The organism is Dactylosporangium sp. NPDC050688 (genome assembly GCF_040654515.1).
In the GTDB taxonomy this organism is placed as follows: domain Bacteria; phylum Actinomycetota; class Actinomycetes; order Mycobacteriales; family Micromonosporaceae; genus Dactylosporangium.
On the sequence record NZ_JBFAIC010000003.1, the window covers coordinates 270360 to 289356 of the forward strand.

14 protein-coding genes are annotated in these 18997 nt (G+C 74.1%); 7 read left to right on the plus strand and 7 right to left on the minus strand.

The window, feature by feature from the left end:
- The first annotated feature begins 159 nt into the window (after positions 1 to 159).
- The 3 genes from AB0H83_RS05380 (at position 160) to AB0H83_RS05390 (ending at position 3320) form a co-directional block, all read left to right on the plus strand.
- Positions 160 to 1122, plus strand: a complete 963-nt coding sequence (locus AB0H83_RS05380) for a polyphosphate kinase 2 family protein (RefSeq protein WP_360087189.1) — start codon at positions 160 to 162, stop codon at positions 1120 to 1122.
- A 43-nt stretch (positions 1123 to 1165) separates the two neighbouring features.
- Positions 1166 to 2989 carry a glycoside hydrolase family 15 protein gene (locus tag AB0H83_RS05385; RefSeq protein WP_360087192.1) on the plus strand — a complete coding sequence of 608 codons (1824 nt, stop codon included), beginning with the start codon at positions 1166 to 1168 and terminating at the stop codon, positions 2987 to 2989.
- Between the two features lie 187 nt (positions 2990 to 3176).
- Entirely contained in the window at positions 3177 to 3320 is a 144-nt protein-coding gene (locus tag AB0H83_RS05390) for a hypothetical protein (RefSeq protein WP_360087195.1), read from the plus strand.
- 128 nt (positions 3321 to 3448) lie between these two features.
- Here the strand turns inward: AB0H83_RS05390 and AB0H83_RS05395 are convergent, their stop codons facing one another.
- Positions 3449 to 4123 carry a GntR family transcriptional regulator gene (locus tag AB0H83_RS05395; RefSeq protein WP_360087198.1) on the minus strand — a complete coding sequence of 225 codons (675 nt, stop codon included), beginning with the start codon at positions 4121 to 4123 and terminating at the stop codon, positions 3449 to 3451.
- Between AB0H83_RS05395 and AB0H83_RS05400 the strand changes: the two genes are divergently transcribed.
- Positions 4122 to 6917 carry an FAD-binding and (Fe-S)-binding domain-containing protein gene (locus AB0H83_RS05400; RefSeq protein WP_360087201.1) on the plus strand — a complete coding sequence of 932 codons (2796 nt, stop codon included), beginning with the start codon at positions 4122 to 4124 and terminating at the stop codon, positions 6915 to 6917. The two genes, AB0H83_RS05395 and AB0H83_RS05400, sit on opposite strands and share 2 nt — an antisense overlap.
- A 16-nt stretch (positions 6918 to 6933) precedes the next feature.
- Here the strand turns inward: AB0H83_RS05400 and AB0H83_RS05405 are convergent, their stop codons facing one another.
- From AB0H83_RS05405 to AB0H83_RS05430, 6 genes are all read right to left on the minus strand, one after another.
- The gene (locus tag AB0H83_RS05405; protein WP_360087204.1) at positions 6934 to 7887 is read right to left on the minus strand and encodes an SH3 domain-containing C40 family peptidase; all 954 of its coding nucleotides are present in this window, start codon (positions 7885 to 7887) and stop codon (positions 6934 to 6936) included.
- A gap of 85 nt (positions 7888 to 7972) precedes the next feature.
- Positions 7973 to 9043: a dipeptide epimerase gene (locus tag AB0H83_RS05410; RefSeq protein WP_360087207.1), complete on the minus strand. Its 1071-nt coding sequence runs from the start codon at positions 9041 to 9043 to the stop codon at positions 7973 to 7975.
- Positions 9040 to 9798 carry a serine hydrolase gene (locus AB0H83_RS05415; RefSeq protein WP_360087321.1) on the minus strand — a complete coding sequence of 253 codons (759 nt, stop codon included), beginning with the start codon at positions 9796 to 9798 and terminating at the stop codon, positions 9040 to 9042. The genes AB0H83_RS05410 and AB0H83_RS05415 overlap by 4 nt, the downstream gene beginning before the upstream one ends.
- Positions 9799 to 9836: 38 nt before the next feature.
- The gene (locus tag AB0H83_RS05420) at positions 9837 to 11585 is read right to left on the minus strand and encodes an ABC transporter substrate-binding protein (RefSeq protein WP_360087210.1); all 1749 of its coding nucleotides are present in this window, start codon (positions 11583 to 11585) and stop codon (positions 9837 to 9839) included.
- Between the two features lie 26 nt (positions 11586 to 11611).
- Positions 11612 to 12598, minus strand: a complete 987-nt coding sequence (locus tag AB0H83_RS05425) for an ABC transporter permease (protein ID WP_360087213.1) — start codon at positions 12596 to 12598, stop codon at positions 11612 to 11614.
- A gap of 6 nt (positions 12599 to 12604) precedes the next feature.
- Positions 12605 to 13621 (minus strand): ABC transporter permease, encoded by a 1017-nt coding sequence (locus AB0H83_RS05430; protein ID WP_360087216.1) that lies wholly within the window; start codon positions 13619 to 13621, stop codon positions 12605 to 12607.
- A gap of 293 nt (positions 13622 to 13914) precedes the next feature.
- Between AB0H83_RS05430 and AB0H83_RS05435 the strand changes: the two genes are divergently transcribed.
- The 3 genes from AB0H83_RS05435 (at position 13915) to AB0H83_RS05445 (ending at position 18947) form a co-directional block, all read left to right on the plus strand.
- Positions 13915 to 15936, plus strand: a complete 2022-nt coding sequence (locus AB0H83_RS05435; protein ID WP_360087219.1) for an N-acetylmuramoyl-L-alanine amidase — start codon at positions 13915 to 13917, stop codon at positions 15934 to 15936.
- The gene (locus AB0H83_RS05440) at positions 15933 to 17261 is read left to right on the plus strand and encodes a C39 family peptidase (RefSeq protein WP_360087222.1); all 1329 of its coding nucleotides are present in this window, start codon (positions 15933 to 15935) and stop codon (positions 17259 to 17261) included. Before AB0H83_RS05435 ends, AB0H83_RS05440 begins: the two co-directional genes overlap by 4 nt.
- A 78-nt stretch (positions 17262 to 17339) precedes the next feature.
- A complete protein-coding gene (locus AB0H83_RS05445; protein ID WP_360087225.1) occupies positions 17340 to 18947 on the plus strand; it encodes a family 10 glycosylhydrolase in 1608 nt (535 codons plus the stop codon).
- Positions 18948 to 18997: the final 50 nt, after the last annotated feature.

An 18997-nucleotide genomic window follows, 5' to 3' on the forward strand; every position in this document is an offset into this window, starting at 1 on the left:
GCGGAGGGCTGCGAATCGTGGGCTCAGGGTGGAGTTCAGGCCGGCGCCGGGGCGCAGCGGAGGGGGCGGCATGAGCGGGCCGGAGCGCAGCGGAGGGCTGCGAATCAGCAGCTCAGGGTGGAGTTCAGGCCGGCGCCGGGGCGCAGCGGAGGGGACGGCATGAACGAGCGTGACGTCCAGGCCGAGCGGATCGCCAAACTCATCGCGCCGCTGCGGGTGCCGTCGGGCGCCAAGCTGCGGCTGGCCGGGCAGTACGACCCCGGCTACACCGGCGGGCTGCGCCGGCACGGCGGCGGCACCGAGGCGCTGCTGCAGCGCGGCGTCGCGCTGCTCGCCGACTACCAGGCCCGCCTCGCCGCGCAGGCCACCCACGGGGTGATCGTGGTGCTGCAGGCGCTGGACGCCGCCGGTAAGGACGGCACGATCCGGCACGTCATGAGCGGCGTCAACCCGCAGGGCGTCCACGTGCACAGCTTCAAGGTCCCGTCGCCGGAGGAGCTCGGGCACGACTTCCTGTGGCGGTACGCGCAGCGCCTGCCCAGCCGTGGCGAGATCGGCATCTTCAACCGCTCGCACTACGAGGAGGTGCTGGTCGTGCGGGTCCACCCGGAGCACCTGGACCGCCAGCGCCTGCCGGCCGAGGCCCGCCGCGGCGACCTGTGGCGGCGCCGGTTCCGCGCGATCAACGCCTGGGAGCGCCACCTCACCGGCAACGGCTTCCGCATCGTCAAGCTGTTCCTCAACGTGTCGAAGGAGGAGCAGCGCAAGCGGCTGCTGCAGCGCATCGACCGGCCCGACAAGAACTGGAAGTTCTCCGCCGCCGATGTCGCCGAGCGCCAGCACTGGGACGCCTACCAGGACGCGTACGCCGACATGCTGGCGCACACGAGCACCCGGTGGGCGCCCTGGTACATCATCCCCGCCGACCACAAGTGGTTCGCCCGCATCGCCGCGGCGGCGGTCATCGCCGACACCCTCATCGGCATCGACCCGCGGTACCCGGCGGTGGGCCGCGACGCGCGCGAGGAGCTGCAGCGGTTCAAGACGGCGCTGGCCGCGGAGCCGTCCCCGGGCCGTCACCCCGGCCGTCACCCCGGCAGGCGAGGTGACCCGGACGGGTGAGGGCGACCGTGGAGGGTGACACCCGCCACAGGAGGGACCCATCATGGAGCGCTACCCGGAGATCGGCGACCACGGGCTGATCGGTGACCTGCAGACCGCCGCGCTCGTCAGCGGCGACGGGACGGTGGACTGGTTCTGCAGCCCGCGCTTCGACTCGCCGAGCGTGTTCGCCTCGCTGCTCGACGCCGACCACGGCGGGTACTGCCGCGTCGCCCCCGTCGACGGGCACGTGGTGAGCCGGCAGCTGTACCTGCCGGAGACCGCGATGCTGATCACGAGGTTCATGACGGAGGGCGGCGTCGGCGAGGTCGCCGACTTCATGCCGGTCGCCGGTAAGGTGCCGACCGACCGGCACCGCCTGGTCCGGATGCTGCGCACGGTGCGCGGCACGATGCGCTTCACGCTGGAGGTGCGGCCCCGCTTCGACTACGGCCGGTCCCCGCACAAGCTGGAGCTGTTCGACGAGGGTGCCGTGTTCGCCGGCGACGGCACGGAGCTCACCGTCAGCCCGGTCGGCCCCGGGCACCGGGAGCCGGTGGTGCACCGCGACGGCGACGACCTGCTGGTCGAGTTGACGCTGCACGAGGGTGAGACGGCCGGCATGCTGCTGGAGTCGATGGGCGGCCGCCCGCACCGCATCCCCCTGGCGGAGCTGGAGCGGTTGGGGCAGGACACCGCCCGGTACTGGCGCGACTGGGTGAACGCCTCGACGTACCGGGGCCGCTGGCGGGAGATGGTGACCCGCTCGGCGATCGCGCTCAAGCTGATGACCTACGCGCCGACCGGGGCGCCGGTGGCCGCGCCGACCGCGGGCCTGCCGGAGCAGGTCGGCGGGGAGCGCAACTGGGACTACCGGTACACCTGGGTGCGCGACGGCTCGTTCTCCATCCACGCCCTGCTCGGCCTGGGCTACACCGAGGAGGCCGCCGCGTTCGGCCAGTGGCTGCGCGACCGCACCCTGGAGAGCGTCGGCTCCTCGTCCGGCCCGCTGAAGATCATGTACCGGGTGGACGGCTCCTCCGAGCTCTCCGAGGAGACCCTCGAGCACTTCGAGGGCTGGCGCGGCTCCCGCCCGGTGCGCATCGGCAACGACGCCGCCGACCAGCTGCAGCTGGACATCTACGGCGAGGCGCTCGACGCGCTGTACTCCGCCGAGCGCGGCGGGATCGGCATCGCCCACCGGGCCTGGCTCGGCCTCACCAACCTGGTCGACTGGCTGTGCGACAACTGGGACCAGCCGGACGAGGGCGTCTGGGAGACCCGCGGCGGCCGCCAGGACTTCACCTACGGCCGGTTCCAGTGCTGGGTGGCGCTGGACCGGGCGATCAGGCTGGCCACGGGGCACGGCCGGCCCGCCGACGTCACCCGGTGGACCGCCGAGCGCGACAACCTCTACCGCCAGATCATGAGCCGCGGCTGGAACCCGGGGAAGGGCACCTTCACCCAGCACTACGGCTCCGACGTGGTCGACGCCGCGCTGCTGCTGATGCCGCTGAGCGGGTTCGTCACCCCGAACGATCCGATGTGGACGTCCACCCTGGACGCGATCGAGCGGGAGCTGGTGTCCGACAGCCTGGTCTACCGGTACAACCCGAGCGCCTCGCCCGACGGGCTGCGCGGCGACGAGGGCACGTTCTCCATCTGCACGTTCTGGTACGTCGACGCCCTCGCCCGGGCCGGCCGGCTCACCGAGGCGCAGCTGGTCTTCCAGAAGATGCAGACCTACGCCAACCCGCTCGGGCTGTACTCCGAGGAGATCGGCCTCACCGGTGAGCAGCTCGGCAACTTCCCGCAGGCATTCAGTCATTTGTCGCTGATCAACGCCGCGGTGAGTCTCAACCAGCGGCTCGACGCACGGGTCGCCTGACGGGCGCGGCCACGCCGTCGTTCACAGCTGCACCGCCCGCGCGTTGAGGATCGCCAGCGGGGTCCGGGCCTGGACGTTGACGTAACGGCCGTGCGTCGAAGCGCACCGCGTCCCACTGCCCGAACGCCGGTGAGCCGACCCGGGTGTCGAGCACCACGTCGATGACGGCCCGGGCCTGGTGGCCGCGATGTTCCGCCGCGCCTTCGCCGGCGAGCCGCTGACCCTGTGGCACGACGTGCTGCGCGACCTGCTGTACGCCACCGCCGCCGCCACGGCCGTGCACCGTGCGCTGGACCTCGCTCCCCGCCGGCACCCGGCCCCGCGCCCGTGATCGGTCGCCGCCGGCCCGCTTGTGATCTTGCCCGGTTGATCGAAGTCGTGTCGTGGTCGTCCGGACGGCCGGGACGCGACTTCGATCCACCACGGTGGTCCGGCCGGCGGCTCCGGAGCGTCGCAGCGCTACAACCGCATCATCAGCAGCCTGCCCGTGGCTTCCAGGTGGGTGCGCATCGCGGACTCCGCGGCCGCGCCGTCCCTGGCCAGGACCGCCGTCACCACCGGCTCGTGCTCGGCGTGGATCTGGGTCAGCGTCCGGCCGCCGGCCGTCGTCGGGGGGCCGAGCAGGGCGGTCGTCGAGCGCAGCTGGGCGACGATCGCCGCGGCGCGGGTGTTGCCGGCGGTGTGCAGCAGCAGGTCGTGCAGCGACCGGTCGGCGGGCCAGAAGGCCGCCTCGTCGCCGCCGGCGGCGGCCCGGGCCATCGTGTCCAGGGCGGTCCGGATGGCGGCGTGCTGCTCGGCGGTGCCGGTGACCGCGGCCTTCCTGGCCGCCGGCGCCTCCAGGGCCAGGCGGATCTCGATGATCTCCTCGATGTCGCGGGCGCGGGGTGGCAGGACGCGGAAGCCGCGGTTGCGCTGGATCACGACCAGGCCGGCCTCGGCGAGGCGGAGCATGCCCTCGCGGACCGGGCTGCGGGAGACGCCGAGCAGCTCGGCGAGCTGGTAGACCGAGTACCTCCGCTCCGGCAGCAGCTCGCCGGCGGCGATGCCGTCGCGGACGGCCTGGGCGACGGCGTCGGCGAGGGACGGGGCCTCCTGCGGCAGGCGGAGCGACGGCATGAGTAACATGTTACTCATGACTGACGTGGTGGCGGCGCTGGAGCGGGCCGGGCTCGAGGTCCGGTCCGACGCCGGCACGCGCGGCATGTATGCCTCGGACGCATCGCTGTACCGCATCCCGCCCCTCGCGGTGGTGCGGCCCAGGCACGTGGACGAGGTCGCCGCCGCGCTCGCCGTGGCCCGGGAGACCGGGGTGCCGGTCACGTCCCGCGGCGCCGGCACGTCCGTGGCGGGCAACGCGGTCGGCCGGGGCATCGTGCTGGACTTCTCCCGGCACCTCAACCGGGTCCTCGCCGTCGACCCCGAGGCGCGCACCGCCGTCGTGGAGCCCGGGACCGTGCACGCCGTGCTGCAGAAGGCCGTCACCCCGCACGGCGTGCGGTTCGGACCCGACCCGTCCACGCACCCCCGCTGCACGATCGGCGGGATGATCGGCAACAACGCGTGCGGGTCGCGGTCGCTCGCGTACGGGCGTACCAGCGACAACGTGGCAGGACTGGAGCTGCTGACCGCCGCCGGCGAGACCCTCACCACCGGCTACGACGGCGGGGCGCCGTTCGCGCGCGGGGCCGCCGCGACCGTCGACGCGGCCCGCGCGGCCGTGGGCCGGCATCTGGCCACCGCCCGCACCGAGTTCGACCGGTTCGGCCGCCAGGTATCCGGGTACGCGGTGCAGCACCTCCTCCCCGAGCGCTTCGACCTCACCCAGGCCCTCGTCGGCTCGGAGGGCACCCTGGCCGTCATCACCAGGGCCACCGTGAAGCTCGTCGTCGACGCCCCCGCGCGGGTCGTGGTGGTGCTCGGCTTCCGCGACATCGTCGCCGCCGGCGAGGCCGCCCCCGCGGTCGTCGCGCACGGCCCGACGTCGTGCGAGGGCCTCGACTCGCGCCTCATCGACGTGCTGCTCGCCCGCCGCGGCCCGGCCGCCGTGCCGCCGCTGCCGCGGGGCGGGGCGTGGCTGTTCGTCGAGCTCGCCGGGGACGACGCCGGCGAGGTCGAGGCCCGGGCCCGCCGGCTCGCCGCCGACGGCATCGGCGACGACACGCTCGTGGTCACCGACCCCGCCACCCAGGCGCAGCTGTGGCGCATCCGCGAGGACGGCGCGGGCCTGGCCGGACGCGCCCCGTCGGACCGGCCCGCGTGGCCCGGCTGGGAGGACGCCGCCGTCCCGCCGCAGCGGCTGGGGGCGTACCTGGCCCGCTTCGACGAGCTCGTCGCGGCGTACAAGCTCACCTCCGCGCCGTTCGGGCACTTCGGCGACGGCTGCATGCACGTGCGCCTCGACTTCCCGCTCGACGAGCCGGGCGGCACGAAGATCCTGCGCGACTTCCTCACCGACGCCGCCAAGCTCGTCGGCGAGTTCGGCGGGTCGCTGTCCGGCGAGCACGGCGACGGCCGCGCCCGCTCGCAGCTGCTGCCGCACATGTACTCCGCCGACGCGATCGCCCTGTTCGCCGCCGTCAAGCACGCGTTCGACCCCGGCAACCTGCTCAACCCCGGCGTGCTCGTCGATCCCGACCCGGTCGACGCCGACGTCCGCCCGGCCGGCCGGTTCCCGCTCAAGGGCCTCGCCATGGCGTACCCGCACGACGGCGGCGACCTCGCCCAGGCCGTGCACCGCTGCACCGGGGTCGGCAAGTGCCGCGCCGACAACGCCGCGGCCGGCGGGGTGATGTGCCCGTCGTACCTGGCGACCCGGGAGGAGAAGGACTCCACCCGGGGCCGCGCCAGGGTGCTGCAGGAGGTCGTGCGCGGCGAGCTCGCCTGGTCCGACCCGTCGGTCCACGACGCGCTCGACCTGTGCCTGTCCTGCAAGGGCTGCGCGTCGGACTGCCCGACCGGCATCGACATGGCCACGTACAAGTCCGAGGTGCTGCACCAGACGTACCGTGGCCGCCTGCGCCCCCGCTCGCACTACACCCTCGGCAGGCTGCCCCGCTGGGCGCGCCTGGCCGGCTGGACCCCACGGCTGGCGAACCTCGGCATCCGCCTGCCCGGCCTCGGCCGCCTCCTGCTGTGGCTCGCGGGCGTCGACCGCCGCCGCAGCGTGCCCGCGTTCGCCCGCCGCCCGTTCCGGCGCACCTTCCGCCCCCAGCCGGGCGGCACGCCGGTCGTCCTGTTCGCCGACTCGTTCTCCGACGCGTTCTCCCCGGATGCGGCGGCGGCCACGGTACGGGTGCTGCGCGCCGCCGGCTACGAACCCCGCCTCCCGTCGGCCCCCGTGTGCTGCGGCCTGACCTGGATCACCACCGGCCAGCTCGACGGCGCCCGTAAGATCCTGTCCCGGACCGTCGCGGCCCTCGCCCCCGACGCCCGCGCCGGCGTGCCCATCGTCGGCATCGAACCCTCCTGCACCGCGGTCCTGCGCTCCGACATCCACGAGCTGCTCCCCGGCGACGAGGACGCGGCCGCCGTCGCCGGCTCCGTGCGCACCCTCGCCGAGCTGCTCAGCGCCACCCCCGGCTGGGCCCCGCCCGACCTGTCCGGCGTCGAGGTCGTCGCCCAGCCGCACTGCCACCACCACGCCGTCCTCGGCTGGAAGACCGACGCCGACCTGCTCGCCGCCACCGGCGCCAAGGTCCGGCGCCTGCCCGGCTGCTGCGGCCTGGCCGGCAACTTCGGCGTCGAGATCGGCCACTACGACGTCTCCGTCGCCGTGGCGGAGCAGCACCTGCTGCCGGCCCTGGACGCTGCCCCGGACGCGGTCGTGCTCGCCGACGGCTTCTCGTGCCGCACCCAGGTCGCCGACCTGCGCGACCGTCCCGCGGTACACCTGGCCCAGCTGCTGGACGTGCCCGCCACGGGGGAGTGAGCGGCCGCCGGCCCGGTCAGGGGCGGTGGGCGCCGGTGAGGGTTGCGGCGCGGTCGGGGGCCATGGGTTCCTCGACGACGCCGTGCCGGCCGGGGGAGGCGTGCAGGATCCGGGGCGGGGTGGTGCCGTCGGGCGGGGTGACCACGACGGCGACGTGGTGGACGCGGCGGCCGGGGCGGGCGAAGCAGTACAGGTCGCCGGGGCGTTCGGTGCCCGGGGCGACGCGGGGCGCCGCGGCGGCCTGGTCATGGGCGTCGCGGGGGAGGCGGACGCCGAGGCGGCGCCAGGTCAGGTGGACCAGGCCGGAGCAGTCGATGCCGAGGTTGGACAGGCCGCCCCACACGTAGACGGCGCCCAGCAGGCGGCGGGCCACGGCGAGGGCCTCGGCGCCGGTCGGCGGGGTCGACGGGACCGGGGCGAGGTCGGCGGTGCGGGCCCACAGCGGCTGGGGGCGGCCGGGGACCTGTACCGGCAGCCAGCCACCCCGGGCCCCGCCGGAAGCCCCGCCGGACGCCGGGCTGAGGGCCGGGCTGATGGCCGGGCCTGCCGGGGACAGCAGCGTGCCGAGGACCACGCCGGGCAGCACAGGGCGCCCGGCGGGGGCGTCCACGAGGGTGGTGGACAGCGCGTCGACCACCAGCGCGCCACCACCACCGTCGTCAAGAGCGGGCTCGGCCAGGTGGGACGTGCGCATCCAGCCCGGGTAGCCCCGCGGATCCAGCGTCGGCGCGGCCTGGGTGGGTGCGACCACCCTCGCCCAGCCGTCCGGGCGGACCTCGTCGACGGTGACCGGGTCGCCGAGCAGCAGCTGGGTGACCACGGCGCTGGAGGTCTGCTCGTCGGGGGTCATGGCAAGCATCCAGGCGGCCAGGTCCGGGTCGTCCCGCACGGCCGCCGCGTCGCTGGGGCGGACCAGGGACGGTGACGACCAGACGGTGGCCACCGGCACGCGTACCGCGGCCGGGGTCATGACGTCACCTCCGCTGCGCTCCGGCGTCGCCCTGACCTCAGGACTGCGCCCATGATGCCCAGCCCTCCGCTGCGCTCCGTGCTGGTCATACGACCTCCAGGGTGACGCCGAGGCCGGGGGCGTCGGGCAGGTGGACCTGGTCGCCGGCGTACCGGATGCCGCCGCGCACCGGGGAGGACGCGAGCCACCAGGCGGCGTCCAGGTCGGACACGGCGGTGGTGCCGTAGGCGGCGGCCAGGCTGGCGGCGGCCCCGACGCCGATCTCGGTCTCCATCATCGAGCCGACCAGGGTGCCCATGTCGTGCGCGGCGGCGAGGTCCAGCAGGGTACGGGCGGGGCCGAGGCCGCCGCACTTGGCGAGCTTCACGTTGACCAGGTCGGCGGCCCGGCGGCGGATCACCTCGACCAGGTCGCGGGCGCCGAACACGGCCTCGTCGGCGAGGATCGGCACGCCGACGCGGTCGCTGACCCAGGCGAGGCCGTCGAGGTCGTGGCGGGGGACGGGCTGCTCGACGAGCTCGACGTCGAGGCCGGCGTCCTCGATGCCGCGGATGACCCGGACCGCCTCCCGCGGGGTCCAGCCCTGGTTGGCGTCCAGGCGCAGCGCGACGGCGGGGCCGACCCGGGCGCGGATCTCGCGGACCCGGGCGAGGTCGGTGCCGGCGTCGCCGACCTTGACCTTCAGCACCCGGAAGCCTTCGCGGACCCGGTCGTGCGCGGCGGCGGCGAGGGTGTCGGGGGTGCCGGCGGGCAGGGTGACGTCGGTCGGCACGGTGGTGGCCACGCCGCCGAGGTAGCGCACGAGGGGCAGGCCGGCGCGGCGGGCGGCGAGGTCGTGCAGGGCGACGTCGACGGCGGCCTTCGCGCCCTCGTTGCGCTGGGCGGCGCGCTGCACGAGGCGGCCGGCGCCGGTCACGTCGTCGGCGTCGCGGCCGGTGAGCAGCGGCCCGAGCAGCTGGTGCACGCAGGCCTCGGCGCCGGCGACGCTGCCGCCGGTGACCTGCCACACCTGGGGTGCCTCGCCGTAGCCGCGGCGGCCGTCGGCGTCCTCGAGCTCCACGACGAGCGACTCGGCGGTGGTGGCGCGGCGCAGGGCGGTGACGAACGGGGTGTGGAACGGCGCCGACACCCGGTGCGTGCGGACCGCCCGGATCACAGCGACCCGCGCAGGGCGTAGGCGAGCCGGGACACCCGGGCGATCAGCCGGCAGGCGCCGCCGTCGTCGGGGCAGCCGGTGGTGCACACGGCGAGCACGTACGGCGGCGCGTCGCCGGGCAGCACCACGCCGGCGCTGTGCCGCACGCCGGTGATCCAGCCGTTCTTGTGCGCCACCGGCACCCCGGCGGGGACGCCGGCGGCGAGGTCGACCCGGTGCTCCTGGGCGGCCAGGACGTCGAGCATCTCGGCGCAGGAGCCGGCAGTGGCGACGGTCCCGGCGGCGATGCCGCCGAGGAGCCGGGCGAGGTCGGCGGCGGTGACGGTGTTGCGGATGCCGGCGGCCTCGGCGGCCAGGTCGCCGATGCCGCGGCCGGTGACGCTGCCGGTCGCCCCGGCCGCCCGCCACGCGGCGGCGACCGCGGGTAGCCCCAGCACGCCGAGGAGCAGGTTCGTGGCGAGGTTGCTGGACCCGGCGATCATCCGGCGGGCCAGCCAGCGGGCCGGGGCGGTGCCGCCGAGGCGGTCCCAGACGGCGTGCTCGTTGTCGTAGCCGGGGTCGGCGGTGTACCGGGAGCCGAGCGCCGAGGCGAAGTCGTTCACCACCGGCACCGGCGCGTCCAGGTCGGCGGTGCCGGCGTCCCCGGCCCGGTACAGCGCGACGAGCACGGACAGCTTCATCATGCTGGCCGCGGCGTGCGGCGCGTCCGGCAGCCGGGTGCGGGCCGGCGGGGCGCCCGGCCGGCCCAGGACCACGGAGATCCGGCCGGGCGCCTCCTCGAAGAACAACGGGGTCACGGGCGGACGTAGGCGTTGGTGACGGCGACGCTGCCCCAGATGGAGTCGATGAAGACGCCACCGACCTTCGAGCCGTGGATGGTGAACATGACGTCGACGTACAGCGGCACGACCGGCGCGTACTCCAGCATGATCTTCTCGTCGAGGCGGCCCCACTCGGCGAGCTGGTCGGCGACGGGCATGGCGAGGATCCGGTCGAACTCGGCGTTGAGCGCGGGCGCGTTGAGGTAGGACGCGCCGTTGTTGCTGCCGCCGTCCTTGATGGCCCGGCCGTCGTAGAGGACCGGCAGGATCGAGGCGCCGCTGGGCCAGTCCGCGCCCCAGGAGCCGATGTACAGGTCCCAGGGGTTGTTCTTCTTCTTGGTCTCGTCGAGGAACGTGTCCGCGGCGATCGGCTTCAGCGTGATGCGGAAGCCGGCCTTCTCCAGGTTGGCCTTGAGGGTGGTGCTGAGCTCCTGGTTGCGCGCGTCGTCGGGGAAGCCGAGGACCAGCTCCGGGGTCGCGCCGCCGAGCAGCTCGCGGGCCTTGCCGGGGTTGCCGGTGCGGCCGGCCGGGTACGCGTCGTAGTTCTTCCAGCCGATCGTGGCCGGCGGCATGAGGGTGGTGACGCCGCGGGCGACGGTGTCCCCGCCGAGGGTCTTGACCACGCCGTCGCGGTCGATGGCGTAGTTGAGGGCCTGGCGGACCTTCAGGTCGGTGACCCGGTTGTTGTTGATGGTGAGGGTGTACTCGCTGGGCGTGGGCTCCTGCAGGGTGCGCGCCTTCAGCGCCGGGTCACTGACCACTTTGGACACCAGCGAGGCGTCGACGCCGTTGAACGACACGGCGGACGCGTCGGCGCCGCTGTCGGCGATGATCCGGTTGGTCTGCGTGACGGGGTTGGCGCCGAACTCGTAGACGAACGCGTCGGGGTACTGGTGGCGCATCGGGTCGGTGGCCGGGTCCCAGTGCGGGTTGCGCTCGAACGTGAGCCGGGTGCCGGCCTCGTTCTTCGCGAGCCGGTACGGGCCGGAGGAGAACGGGGCCTTGTCGTAGTCGGTGCCGGTGTCCTTCGCCGGCGGCACGGGCGCGGTCGCCGGCAGTGACACCGCGAACGGCAGGTCGCAGTGCGGCCGGGCGAACGTGAAGCGCAGCGTGCGCGGGTCGGGGGTGCTCAGCCCGGGCGGCAGCGCGGTCTTGTCGGCGGTGAAGTTGAACTTCGTGTCGAACTGGGGCGTGTCGGCGAGCCACTCCTGCAGGTACGTGGGGCCGCCGGTGAGCGCGAGGTCGAACGAGCGGGCGATGCCGTAGGCGATCTCCTTGGACGTGACCGCGCTGCCGTCCTCGAACTTCACCCCCTCTTTGATCTTGAACTCCCAGGTCTTGCAGTCCTTCGTGACGTCGGTGCCGGGCGTCTCGGCCAGGTCGCCGACGAGGACCACCTTGCCCTTGCCGTCGTCCTTGTACGTGGTGAGCCGCCGCGCGTACAGCTGCGACGCGGTCAGCCCGACGAACGAGTACACCCGCTGCGGGTCGAGGTGGGAGACCTTGCTCTGGCGCAGCACGGTGACCGTGCCGCCCTTCGCCGCGCCGGGGACCTCGGCGGCGGGGCCGCGGGAGTCCTTCGGATCGGTCGCGATCGACCCGCTGGCCTGCCGGCCGGCGTCGGGTGCCGCCTCGTCGTCGGTGCGCTTGTTGTTGCTGCACGCGCCGAGGCCGGCGACGAGCGTCAGCAGCACCAGGGCTGTCACGGGCCGGTATCTCATGTGGTCCTCCCGGGGGTGGTGGGTCGTCATCGCAACCGGACGCGCGGGTCGATGAGGGTGTAGAGCACGTCGACGACGAGGTTGGCCGCGACGATGAACGCGGCCGCGAGCAGGACGGTGCCCATGATCGTGGGCAGGTCGCCGTCCTTGACCGCGTCGATCGCGGTCCGTCCGAGGCCGCGCAGCCCGAACGTGGTCTCGGTGATGACGGTGCCGCCGAGCGCGGCGCCGATGTCGATGCCGGCGGTCGTGACGAGCGGGGTCAGCGCGGCGCGCAGCGCGTGCCGGCGCACGACGGTGCGGTACCGCAGCCCCTTCGCCTGCGCCGTGCGCACGAAGTCCTCCGACAGCGTCTCGAGCATCTGCGCCCGCGACAGCCGGGCGTAGACGGCGCTGAACAGCACGGCGAGGGCGCACCACGGCAGGATCAGCGCCGTCGCCCAGTCCCACGGGTTGTCCAGGATCGAGGTGTACCGCGGGTACGGCAGGATCTTCAGCGTGTAGACGAAGACGAGCAGCAGGACCCCGCCGACGAAGTACAGCTGCAGCGACGCCCCGGTCAGCGACGCGCCGATCGCGAGGCGGTCGAAGACTGTGCCGAGCCGCAGCGCGGACAGCATGCCCAGGCCGATGCCGGCGGCGAGCCACAGGACCGAGGCGGGCACCACGATGCTCAGCGTCACCGGCACGACCCGGACGAAGGTCTCGGTGACCGGTTCGCCGTTGACGTAGGACCAGCCCAGGCAGGGCGCGTCGCAGTGCCCGCCCTGGGCGGCGCCGAGGTCCCGGCCGGCGAAGATGCCCCGCACGTAGTGCAGGTACTGCACGTGCTTCGGGTCGTTGAGGCCCAGCTCGTCGCGGACGCGTTCGAGGCGGGCCGCGTCGCAGTTCTTCGGGCACATCGCGGTCGCCGGGTCGCGGGGCAGCGCGAAGAACATCAGGAACGTCAGCACGCTCACCGCGAACAGGGTGAGCACGGCCAGGAGGATCCGCCGGATCAGGAAGGCGAGCACGGCGCGCTACCGGGCCGGCCGGGTCGCCGAGCGGGGGTCCAGCGCGTCGCGGACCGCGTCGCCGAACAGGTTGAACGCGAGGACCAGCACGAAGATCGTGACGCCGGGGAAGCACACGTACGCCGGGTCGGTCTGCAGGTAGTTGAGGCTGCGGAAGATCATGCGGCCGAAGTCGGGGGTCGGCTCCAGCATGCCGATGCCGAGGAAGCTCAGGGCCGCCTCGCTGGTGATGTACGCCGGGATCGACAGCGAGAACACCACGATGACCGGCGCCCACAGGTTCGGCAGCAGCTCCCGGAACAGGATCCGCGAGGTGCGGGCGCCGGTGGCGCGGGCCGCGTCGACGAACTCGCGCTCGCGCAGCGACAGCACCTGACCGCGGACCAGCCGGGCCGTGCCGGTCCAGCCGAACAGGGCGAACAGCCCGATGAGCACGACGACCCGGAACCAGCCGGGCACCGCCTCGCGGGGGCCGTAGAAGGCCAGTTCGAGGGGGCGGATCAGGGCGAGGGTGAAGATGAGGAACGGCAGCGCCAGGGCTACGTCGGTGATCCAGTTGATGACGGCGTCGGCCCAGCCGCCGAGGTAGCCGGAGACGATGCCGGCGAGCACGCCGAGGACCGTGGTGGTCAGCGCCGCGGCGAACGCGATGCCGAGCGAGGTGCGCATCCCGTAGACCATCTGGATGAACACGTCGCGGCCGAGGCCCGGCTCGATGCCGAACCAGTGCTGCGCCGAGACCCCGCCGGCCACCCCGTACGGCATGCCGTAGCGGTCCAGGTCGTCCTTGAACGTGTCCTGCGGGCCGATGCCGTAGGCCGCCTCGATGAGCGGTGCGGCGATCGCGACGACGACGAGCAGCGCCGACACGACACCGCTGACCAGCGCGGTGCGGTCACGGCGCAGGCGCAGCCGGACGGCCTGCCCCGGCGACCGGGCGGCGATCGGGCCGCCCGGCCCCCCGTCAGCGGCGGGCGTGTCGGTCTGACCCACCCGTCCCACATCCAGCGGCACGACACTCATCGGCGCCGACCTCCTTGATCGAAGGCAACGACTGTAGATAACCGCCGCAGGACGACGTTAGAGTGAAGGTAATCTACGAAACCCGCGCCGTCACCGGTCGGTGGTAACGACTCTGCAAAGCCTGCGAGCGTCCCCCGGTGCGGCTGCATCCTGCGCGAAGACCGGTAATTCCGGGCAAATCCGCGCGGTGGTACGTAGGTTCCCCACGAGTCAGGGCAACTTTTCGCAAGGGATTGACGTCAAAGATTGCTATGCGTCACGCTGTGCCGAGCCACCCGCAGTCAGGAGGTTCGATGCGCCGGCCTCGCCGCTCCCTCGCCACGACCGCCCCCCTCAGCGCCGCGACGGCTCTCACGCTCGCCGCCGCCACGATCACCGCCCTCGGCGGCGCCGCCCCGGCCGCCGCCGCCGGGCCCGACGCCCGCCAGGCCACCTACGCCGCGGCGGCGCAGACCTGGGGCGTGCCGCAGAGCGTCCTGCTCGGCGTGTCCTACCTGGAGTCCCGCTGGGACACCAACGGCGGCGCCCCCAGCACCGGCGCCGGCTACGGCCCGATGCACCTCACCGACGCCGCCACCCTGGCCGCCGCAGCGGCCGGGAGGCACGACGAGGCCGGCAGCGGCACCGGCGGGGACGCGCGCGGCGACGACGCCCGGGCCCCGAGGACCGTCCGGCCCGCCACGTCCGTCCCGGCCGGGCCGGCGCTGCAGACGCTCCAGCGCGCCGCCGAGCTCACCGGTACCGGCGCCGACACACTGCGCACCGATCCGGCCGCCAACATCCACGGCGGCGCCGCGCTGCTCGCCGCCTACCAGCGCGACGCCGGCGGCCCGTCCGGCGCCGGCAGCGACCCCGCCGCCTGGTACGGCGCGGTCGCGCGGTACAGCGGCGCCGGCACCACCGGCGCCGCGGCCGCCTTCGCCGACGAGGTGTACGCGACCCTGCGCGACGGCGCCGCCCGCACCACCGACGACGGGCACCCGCTGACCCTGCCCGCGCAGCCCCGCCTGCAACCGGTCACGAGCTGGCTGGACCGGCTCGGGCTGCGCCGCACCCCGCCGCGCCCCGACGGCCTGGAGTGCCCCGCCGACGTGTCCTGCGAGTGGGTCCCGGCGCCCTACGAGCAGACCGGCCCCGGCGCCGGCGACTACGGCAACCACGACCTCAGCGAGCGGCCGCAGCGCCAGCGCATCGAGTACATCGTCATCCACGACACCGAGGCGAGCTACGACACGACGCTGGACCTGGTGCGGGACCCGACGTACGTCAGCTGGCACTACACGCTGCGCTCCGCCGACGGCCACGTCGCCCAGCACGTGCGGACCAAGGACGTCGCCTGGCACGCCGGCAACTGGTACGTCAACGCCAAGTCCGTCGGCCTGGAGCACGAGGGGTACGCCGCGCAGCAGGGCGCCTGGTACACCGAGGCGATGTACCGCGCCTCCGCGAAACTGGTGCGGTACCTGGCGGTGCGGCTGGCGATCCCGCTGGACCGGCAGCACATCATCGGCCACGACAACGTCCCCGGCACCGTGCCGTCGACGGTGAGGGGCATGCACTGGGACCCGGGCCCGTACTGGGACTGGAGCCACTACTTCGACCTGCTGCACGCGCCGTTCGTCACCCTCGGCACCTCCCGGACCGGACTGGTCACCATCGATCCCGGCTACGACGGCAACCGGCTGCCGTTCACCGGCTGCACCGGCACGCCGGACACCCCGTGCCCGCCGCACGGCGCCTCGACGGTGCTGCTGCGCACCGCGCCGTCCGCCGACGCGCCGCTGCTCACCGACCCCGGCCTGCACCCGGGCGGGGAACCGGCCACGATGCAGATCGCCGACCACGGCGCCCGCGCCGCCGCCGGGCAGACCTACGCGGTCGCCGGCCGGCAGGGCGACTGGACCGCCGTCTGGTACCTCGGGCAGCGCGGCTGGTTCCACAACCCGCCCGCGCACCCGGCGGCGAAGTGGTCGACCGGGCTCGTCGTCACCCCGAAACCCGGCCGGACCAGCATCCCCGTCTACGGGCGGGCCTACCCCGAGGCGGCCGCGTACCCGGCGGGCGTGCCCGTCCAGGCGGTCACCCCGCTGCAGTACACGTTCGCGGCCGGGCAGCGGTACACCCTCGGCGGCATCGTGCCCGGCGAGTACTACCGGGCCACCACGTTCGCCGGCACCGGCCCCGGCGACTGGACCGTCATCCGCGGCCAGACCCGCTACGCGCAGGTCCAGTTCGGCCACCGGGTCATGTTCGTCAACCTCGACGACGTGCAGATCCTGCCGTCGTTCCTGCCCGCGCCACCGGAGGGGTCATGAGACGCGCCGCAACCATCGCCGCCACTGCCGCCGCCCTGGTCCTGGCACTGGTGATGCCGGCCCCCGCCGCCGCGGCGCACCCCGGGACGGTCCGCCACGACGAGCAGATCGCCTTCCACGCGTGGCGGTCCTACCCGCAGTGGCGCAGCGGCACCGGCGACGGCACCCGGGCCGTGCCGGGCCGCACGCCGTACCTGACGATCGGCCGGGCCGCCGGCACCACCGAGTACACCGACCCGCACACCGGCACCACCCGCACCTGGGAGTACGCCACCTGGACCTCGCCGGTGCACCACATCGGCTTCGGCGCCAGCGAGCTCGTCGCGTCGTGGAACGCCGACACCCCGGCCGGCACCTGGCTGCAGGTCGACCTCGAGGGCACGTACACCGACGGCCGGGCGACCCCGCGCTACGTCATGGGCCGCTGGGCCGCCGGCGACCAGGACATCCGGCGCGCCTCCGTCGACGGCCAGGGCGACGGCGTGTCGTCGATCTGGACCGACACGTTCGCCGTCGACGACGTCGCCGCCGGGGTGCTGCTGGCGTCGTACCGGCTGCGGGTCACCCTGTACCGCACGCCCGGCTCGGCCGCGGCGCCCCGCGTCCGGCAGGTCGGCGCGATGGCCTCCAACGTGCCGGACCGGTTCAGCGTGCCGGCCAGCGCCGGGCACATCGCCTGGGGCCGCGAGCTGGCCGTGCCGCGGTACTCGCAGAACATCCACGAGGGCGAGTACCCGCAGTACGACGGCGGCGGCGAGGCGTGGTGCTCGCCGACGTCGACGGAGATGGTCGTCGAGTACTGGGGCCACCGCCCGAGCGCCGAGGACCTCGCCTGGGTCGACCCGTCCTACGCCGACCCGCAGGTCGACCACGCCGCCCGCAGCACCTACGACGCCACGTACGAGGGCGCCGGCAACTGGCCGTTCAACACCGCGTACGCCGCGACCTACGGGCTCACCGGGATCGTGACCCGGCTGCACTCCCTCGACGAGGCCGAACGGTTCATCGCCGCCGGCATCCCGGTGATCACGTCGCAGTCGTTCCTCGCGACCGAGCTCACCGGGGCGAACTACTCGACGTCAGGGCACCTGTTCGTCATCGTCGGCTTCACCGCGACCGGCGACGTGATCGTCAACGACCCGGCGTCCTCGTCGAACGACGCGGTCCGCAACGTGTACCGCCGCGCCGAGTTCGAGCAGGTGTGGCTGCGCACGAAGCGGTACCGCGCGAACGGCACCGTCGCCTCCGGCAGCGGCGGCATCGCCTACCTGATCGCCCCCGAGGGCGCCCGCTGGCCGCGGGTGCCCGGCTCAGACAACTGGTGAATTCCGGCGAACCCGCCACCGGCCCGGCCGATCCCCGGGACACTGCTCACCGTCCACCGTCGCGGATGAAGGTGCACCATGTCAGTCCGACCCTTACTCGCCGCCTCGGCGGCCGCCATCATGCTGGCCCTCACGGTGCATCCCGGCCCGGCCGGGGCCACCACCACCGGCACGGCCCCGGCCACCTGCGTGACCGACCCGGCCACGCCGAAGCACCAGCTGCGCGCCATGTGGATCGCCAGCGTCGTCAACATCGACTGGCCCAGCGCCCCCGGCAAGAGCGAGGCCGAGGTCAAGGCCGAGTACGACGGCTGGCTCGCCCTCGCCCAGCGGCTCAACTACAACGCCGTCATCGTGCAGGTCCGCCCGCACGCCGACGCGTTCTGGCCCTCGCCGCTGGAGCCGTGGTCGCAGTACCTCACCGGGGTCGCCGGCCAGGACCCCGGCTGGGACCCCCTCGACTACCTGGTGCGCCGGGCCCACGAGGAGAACCTCGAGTTCCACGCCTGGTTCAACCCGTACCGGGCGAGCATGCCCGCGCCCGGCGGCGCCGGCACGGACGTGGCGAAGCTGCCGGCGAACAGCCCGCTGCGGGTGCACCCCGAGTGGGCGGTGCCCTACCCGGTGGGCAACGCCGCCGGCCGGCTCTACCTCAACCCCGGCATCCCGGCGGCCCGGGCCTGGGTCGAGGACGCCGTGATGGACGCCGTCACCCGGTACGACATCGACGGCGTCCACTTCGACGACTACTTCTACCCGTACCCGGCGGCCGGCCAGGACTTCGGCGACGACGCCACGTTCGCCGAGCACGGCGCCGGCTTCGCCACCAAGGCCGACTGGCGGCGCAACAACATCGACCTGCTCGTCCGCGAGCTGGACGGCCGTATCCATGCCGCCAAGCCGTGGGTGCGCTTCGGGGTCAGCCCCTTCGGCATCTGGCGCAACAAGGCCGCGGACCCGCTCGGCTCCGACACCAACGGCACCCAGTCCTACGACGCGAACTTCGCCGACACCCGCAAGTGGGTGAAGGAGGGCTGGATCGACTACATCGTGCCGCAGGTGTACTGGCACATCGGCTTCGCCGTCGCCGACTACGCCAAGCTCGTGCCGTGGTGGGCCGACGTCGTGGCCGGCACCGACGTCCAGCTCTACATCGGCCAGGCCGACTACAAGGTCGCCGCCGCCGGGCAGCCCGCGGACTGGTTCGACCCGCAGGAGCTGTCCGACCATCTCACGTTCAACCGGCAGTACCCGCAGGTCCTCGGCGACGTGCATTTCAGCGCGGTGCAGGTCCGCGCGGACCGCCTCGGCGCCGAGACGATCCTCACCGCCGAGCACCGCACCCGGCCCGCGTTCCCGCCCGCCTGGGGCCCGGCCCGCCCGCTGCTGTTCCCGGTGCTCACCGGCGCCCGGCGCACCGACGCCGGCGTGCAGCTGCGGTGGCACCCGACGGCCTCCGGCACCGGCCCGTTCGCCGAGGTCACCTCGTACGGCGTGTACCGCCTCGACGGCACCACCGTGCCGGGCGCCTGCGACCTCGCCGACGCCGCCCACCTCGTGGCGACGGTGCGCGGCACTATGTACACCGACCCGACCGCGGAACCCGGCCGGCACTACACGTACGTGGTCACCGCCCTGGACCGCCGCTGGCACGAGAGCCCGCCGAGCCCGCCCCGCTGGGTCTGAGTCCCGCCGCCGGTTCCCCGCCGCCCTGGACGGTGGCGGGGAACCGGCGG

What these genes read in the sequence shown, in the direction of transcription:
- AB0H83_RS05445 (WP_360087225.1), top strand. Translation starts at nt 17,340, where the DNA reads ATGTCAGTCCGACCCTTACTCGCCGCCTCGGCGGCCGCCATCATGCTG.
- AB0H83_RS05435 (WP_360087219.1), top strand. Translation starts at nt 13,915, where the DNA reads ATGCGCCGGCCTCGCCGCTCCCTCGCCACGACCGCCCCCCTCAGCGCC.
- AB0H83_RS05430 (WP_360087216.1), bottom strand. Translation starts at nt 13,621, where the DNA reads ATGAGTGTCGTGCCGCTGGATGTGGGACGGGTGGGTCAGACCGACACG.
- AB0H83_RS05405 (WP_360087204.1), bottom strand. Translation starts at nt 7,887, where the DNA reads ATGACCCCGGCCGCGGTACGCGTGCCGGTGGCCACCGTCTGGTCGTCA.
- AB0H83_RS05390 (WP_360087195.1), top strand. Translation starts at nt 3,177, where the DNA reads ATGTTCCGCCGCGCCTTCGCCGGCGAGCCGCTGACCCTGTGGCACGAC.
- AB0H83_RS05420 (WP_360087210.1), bottom strand. Translation starts at nt 11,585, where the DNA reads ATGAGATACCGGCCCGTGACAGCCCTGGTGCTGCTGACGCTCGTCGCC.
- AB0H83_RS05440 (WP_360087222.1), top strand. Translation starts at nt 15,933, where the DNA reads ATGAGACGCGCCGCAACCATCGCCGCCACTGCCGCCGCCCTGGTCCTG.
- AB0H83_RS05380 (WP_360087189.1), top strand. Translation starts at nt 160, where the DNA reads ATGAACGAGCGTGACGTCCAGGCCGAGCGGATCGCCAAACTCATCGCG.
- AB0H83_RS05385 (WP_360087192.1), top strand. Translation starts at nt 1,166, where the DNA reads ATGGAGCGCTACCCGGAGATCGGCGACCACGGGCTGATCGGTGACCTG.
- AB0H83_RS05400 (WP_360087201.1), top strand. Translation starts at nt 4,122, where the DNA reads ATGACTGACGTGGTGGCGGCGCTGGAGCGGGCCGGGCTCGAGGTCCGG.
- AB0H83_RS05395 (WP_360087198.1), bottom strand. Translation starts at nt 4,123, where the DNA reads ATGAGTAACATGTTACTCATGCCGTCGCTCCGCCTGCCGCAGGAGGCC.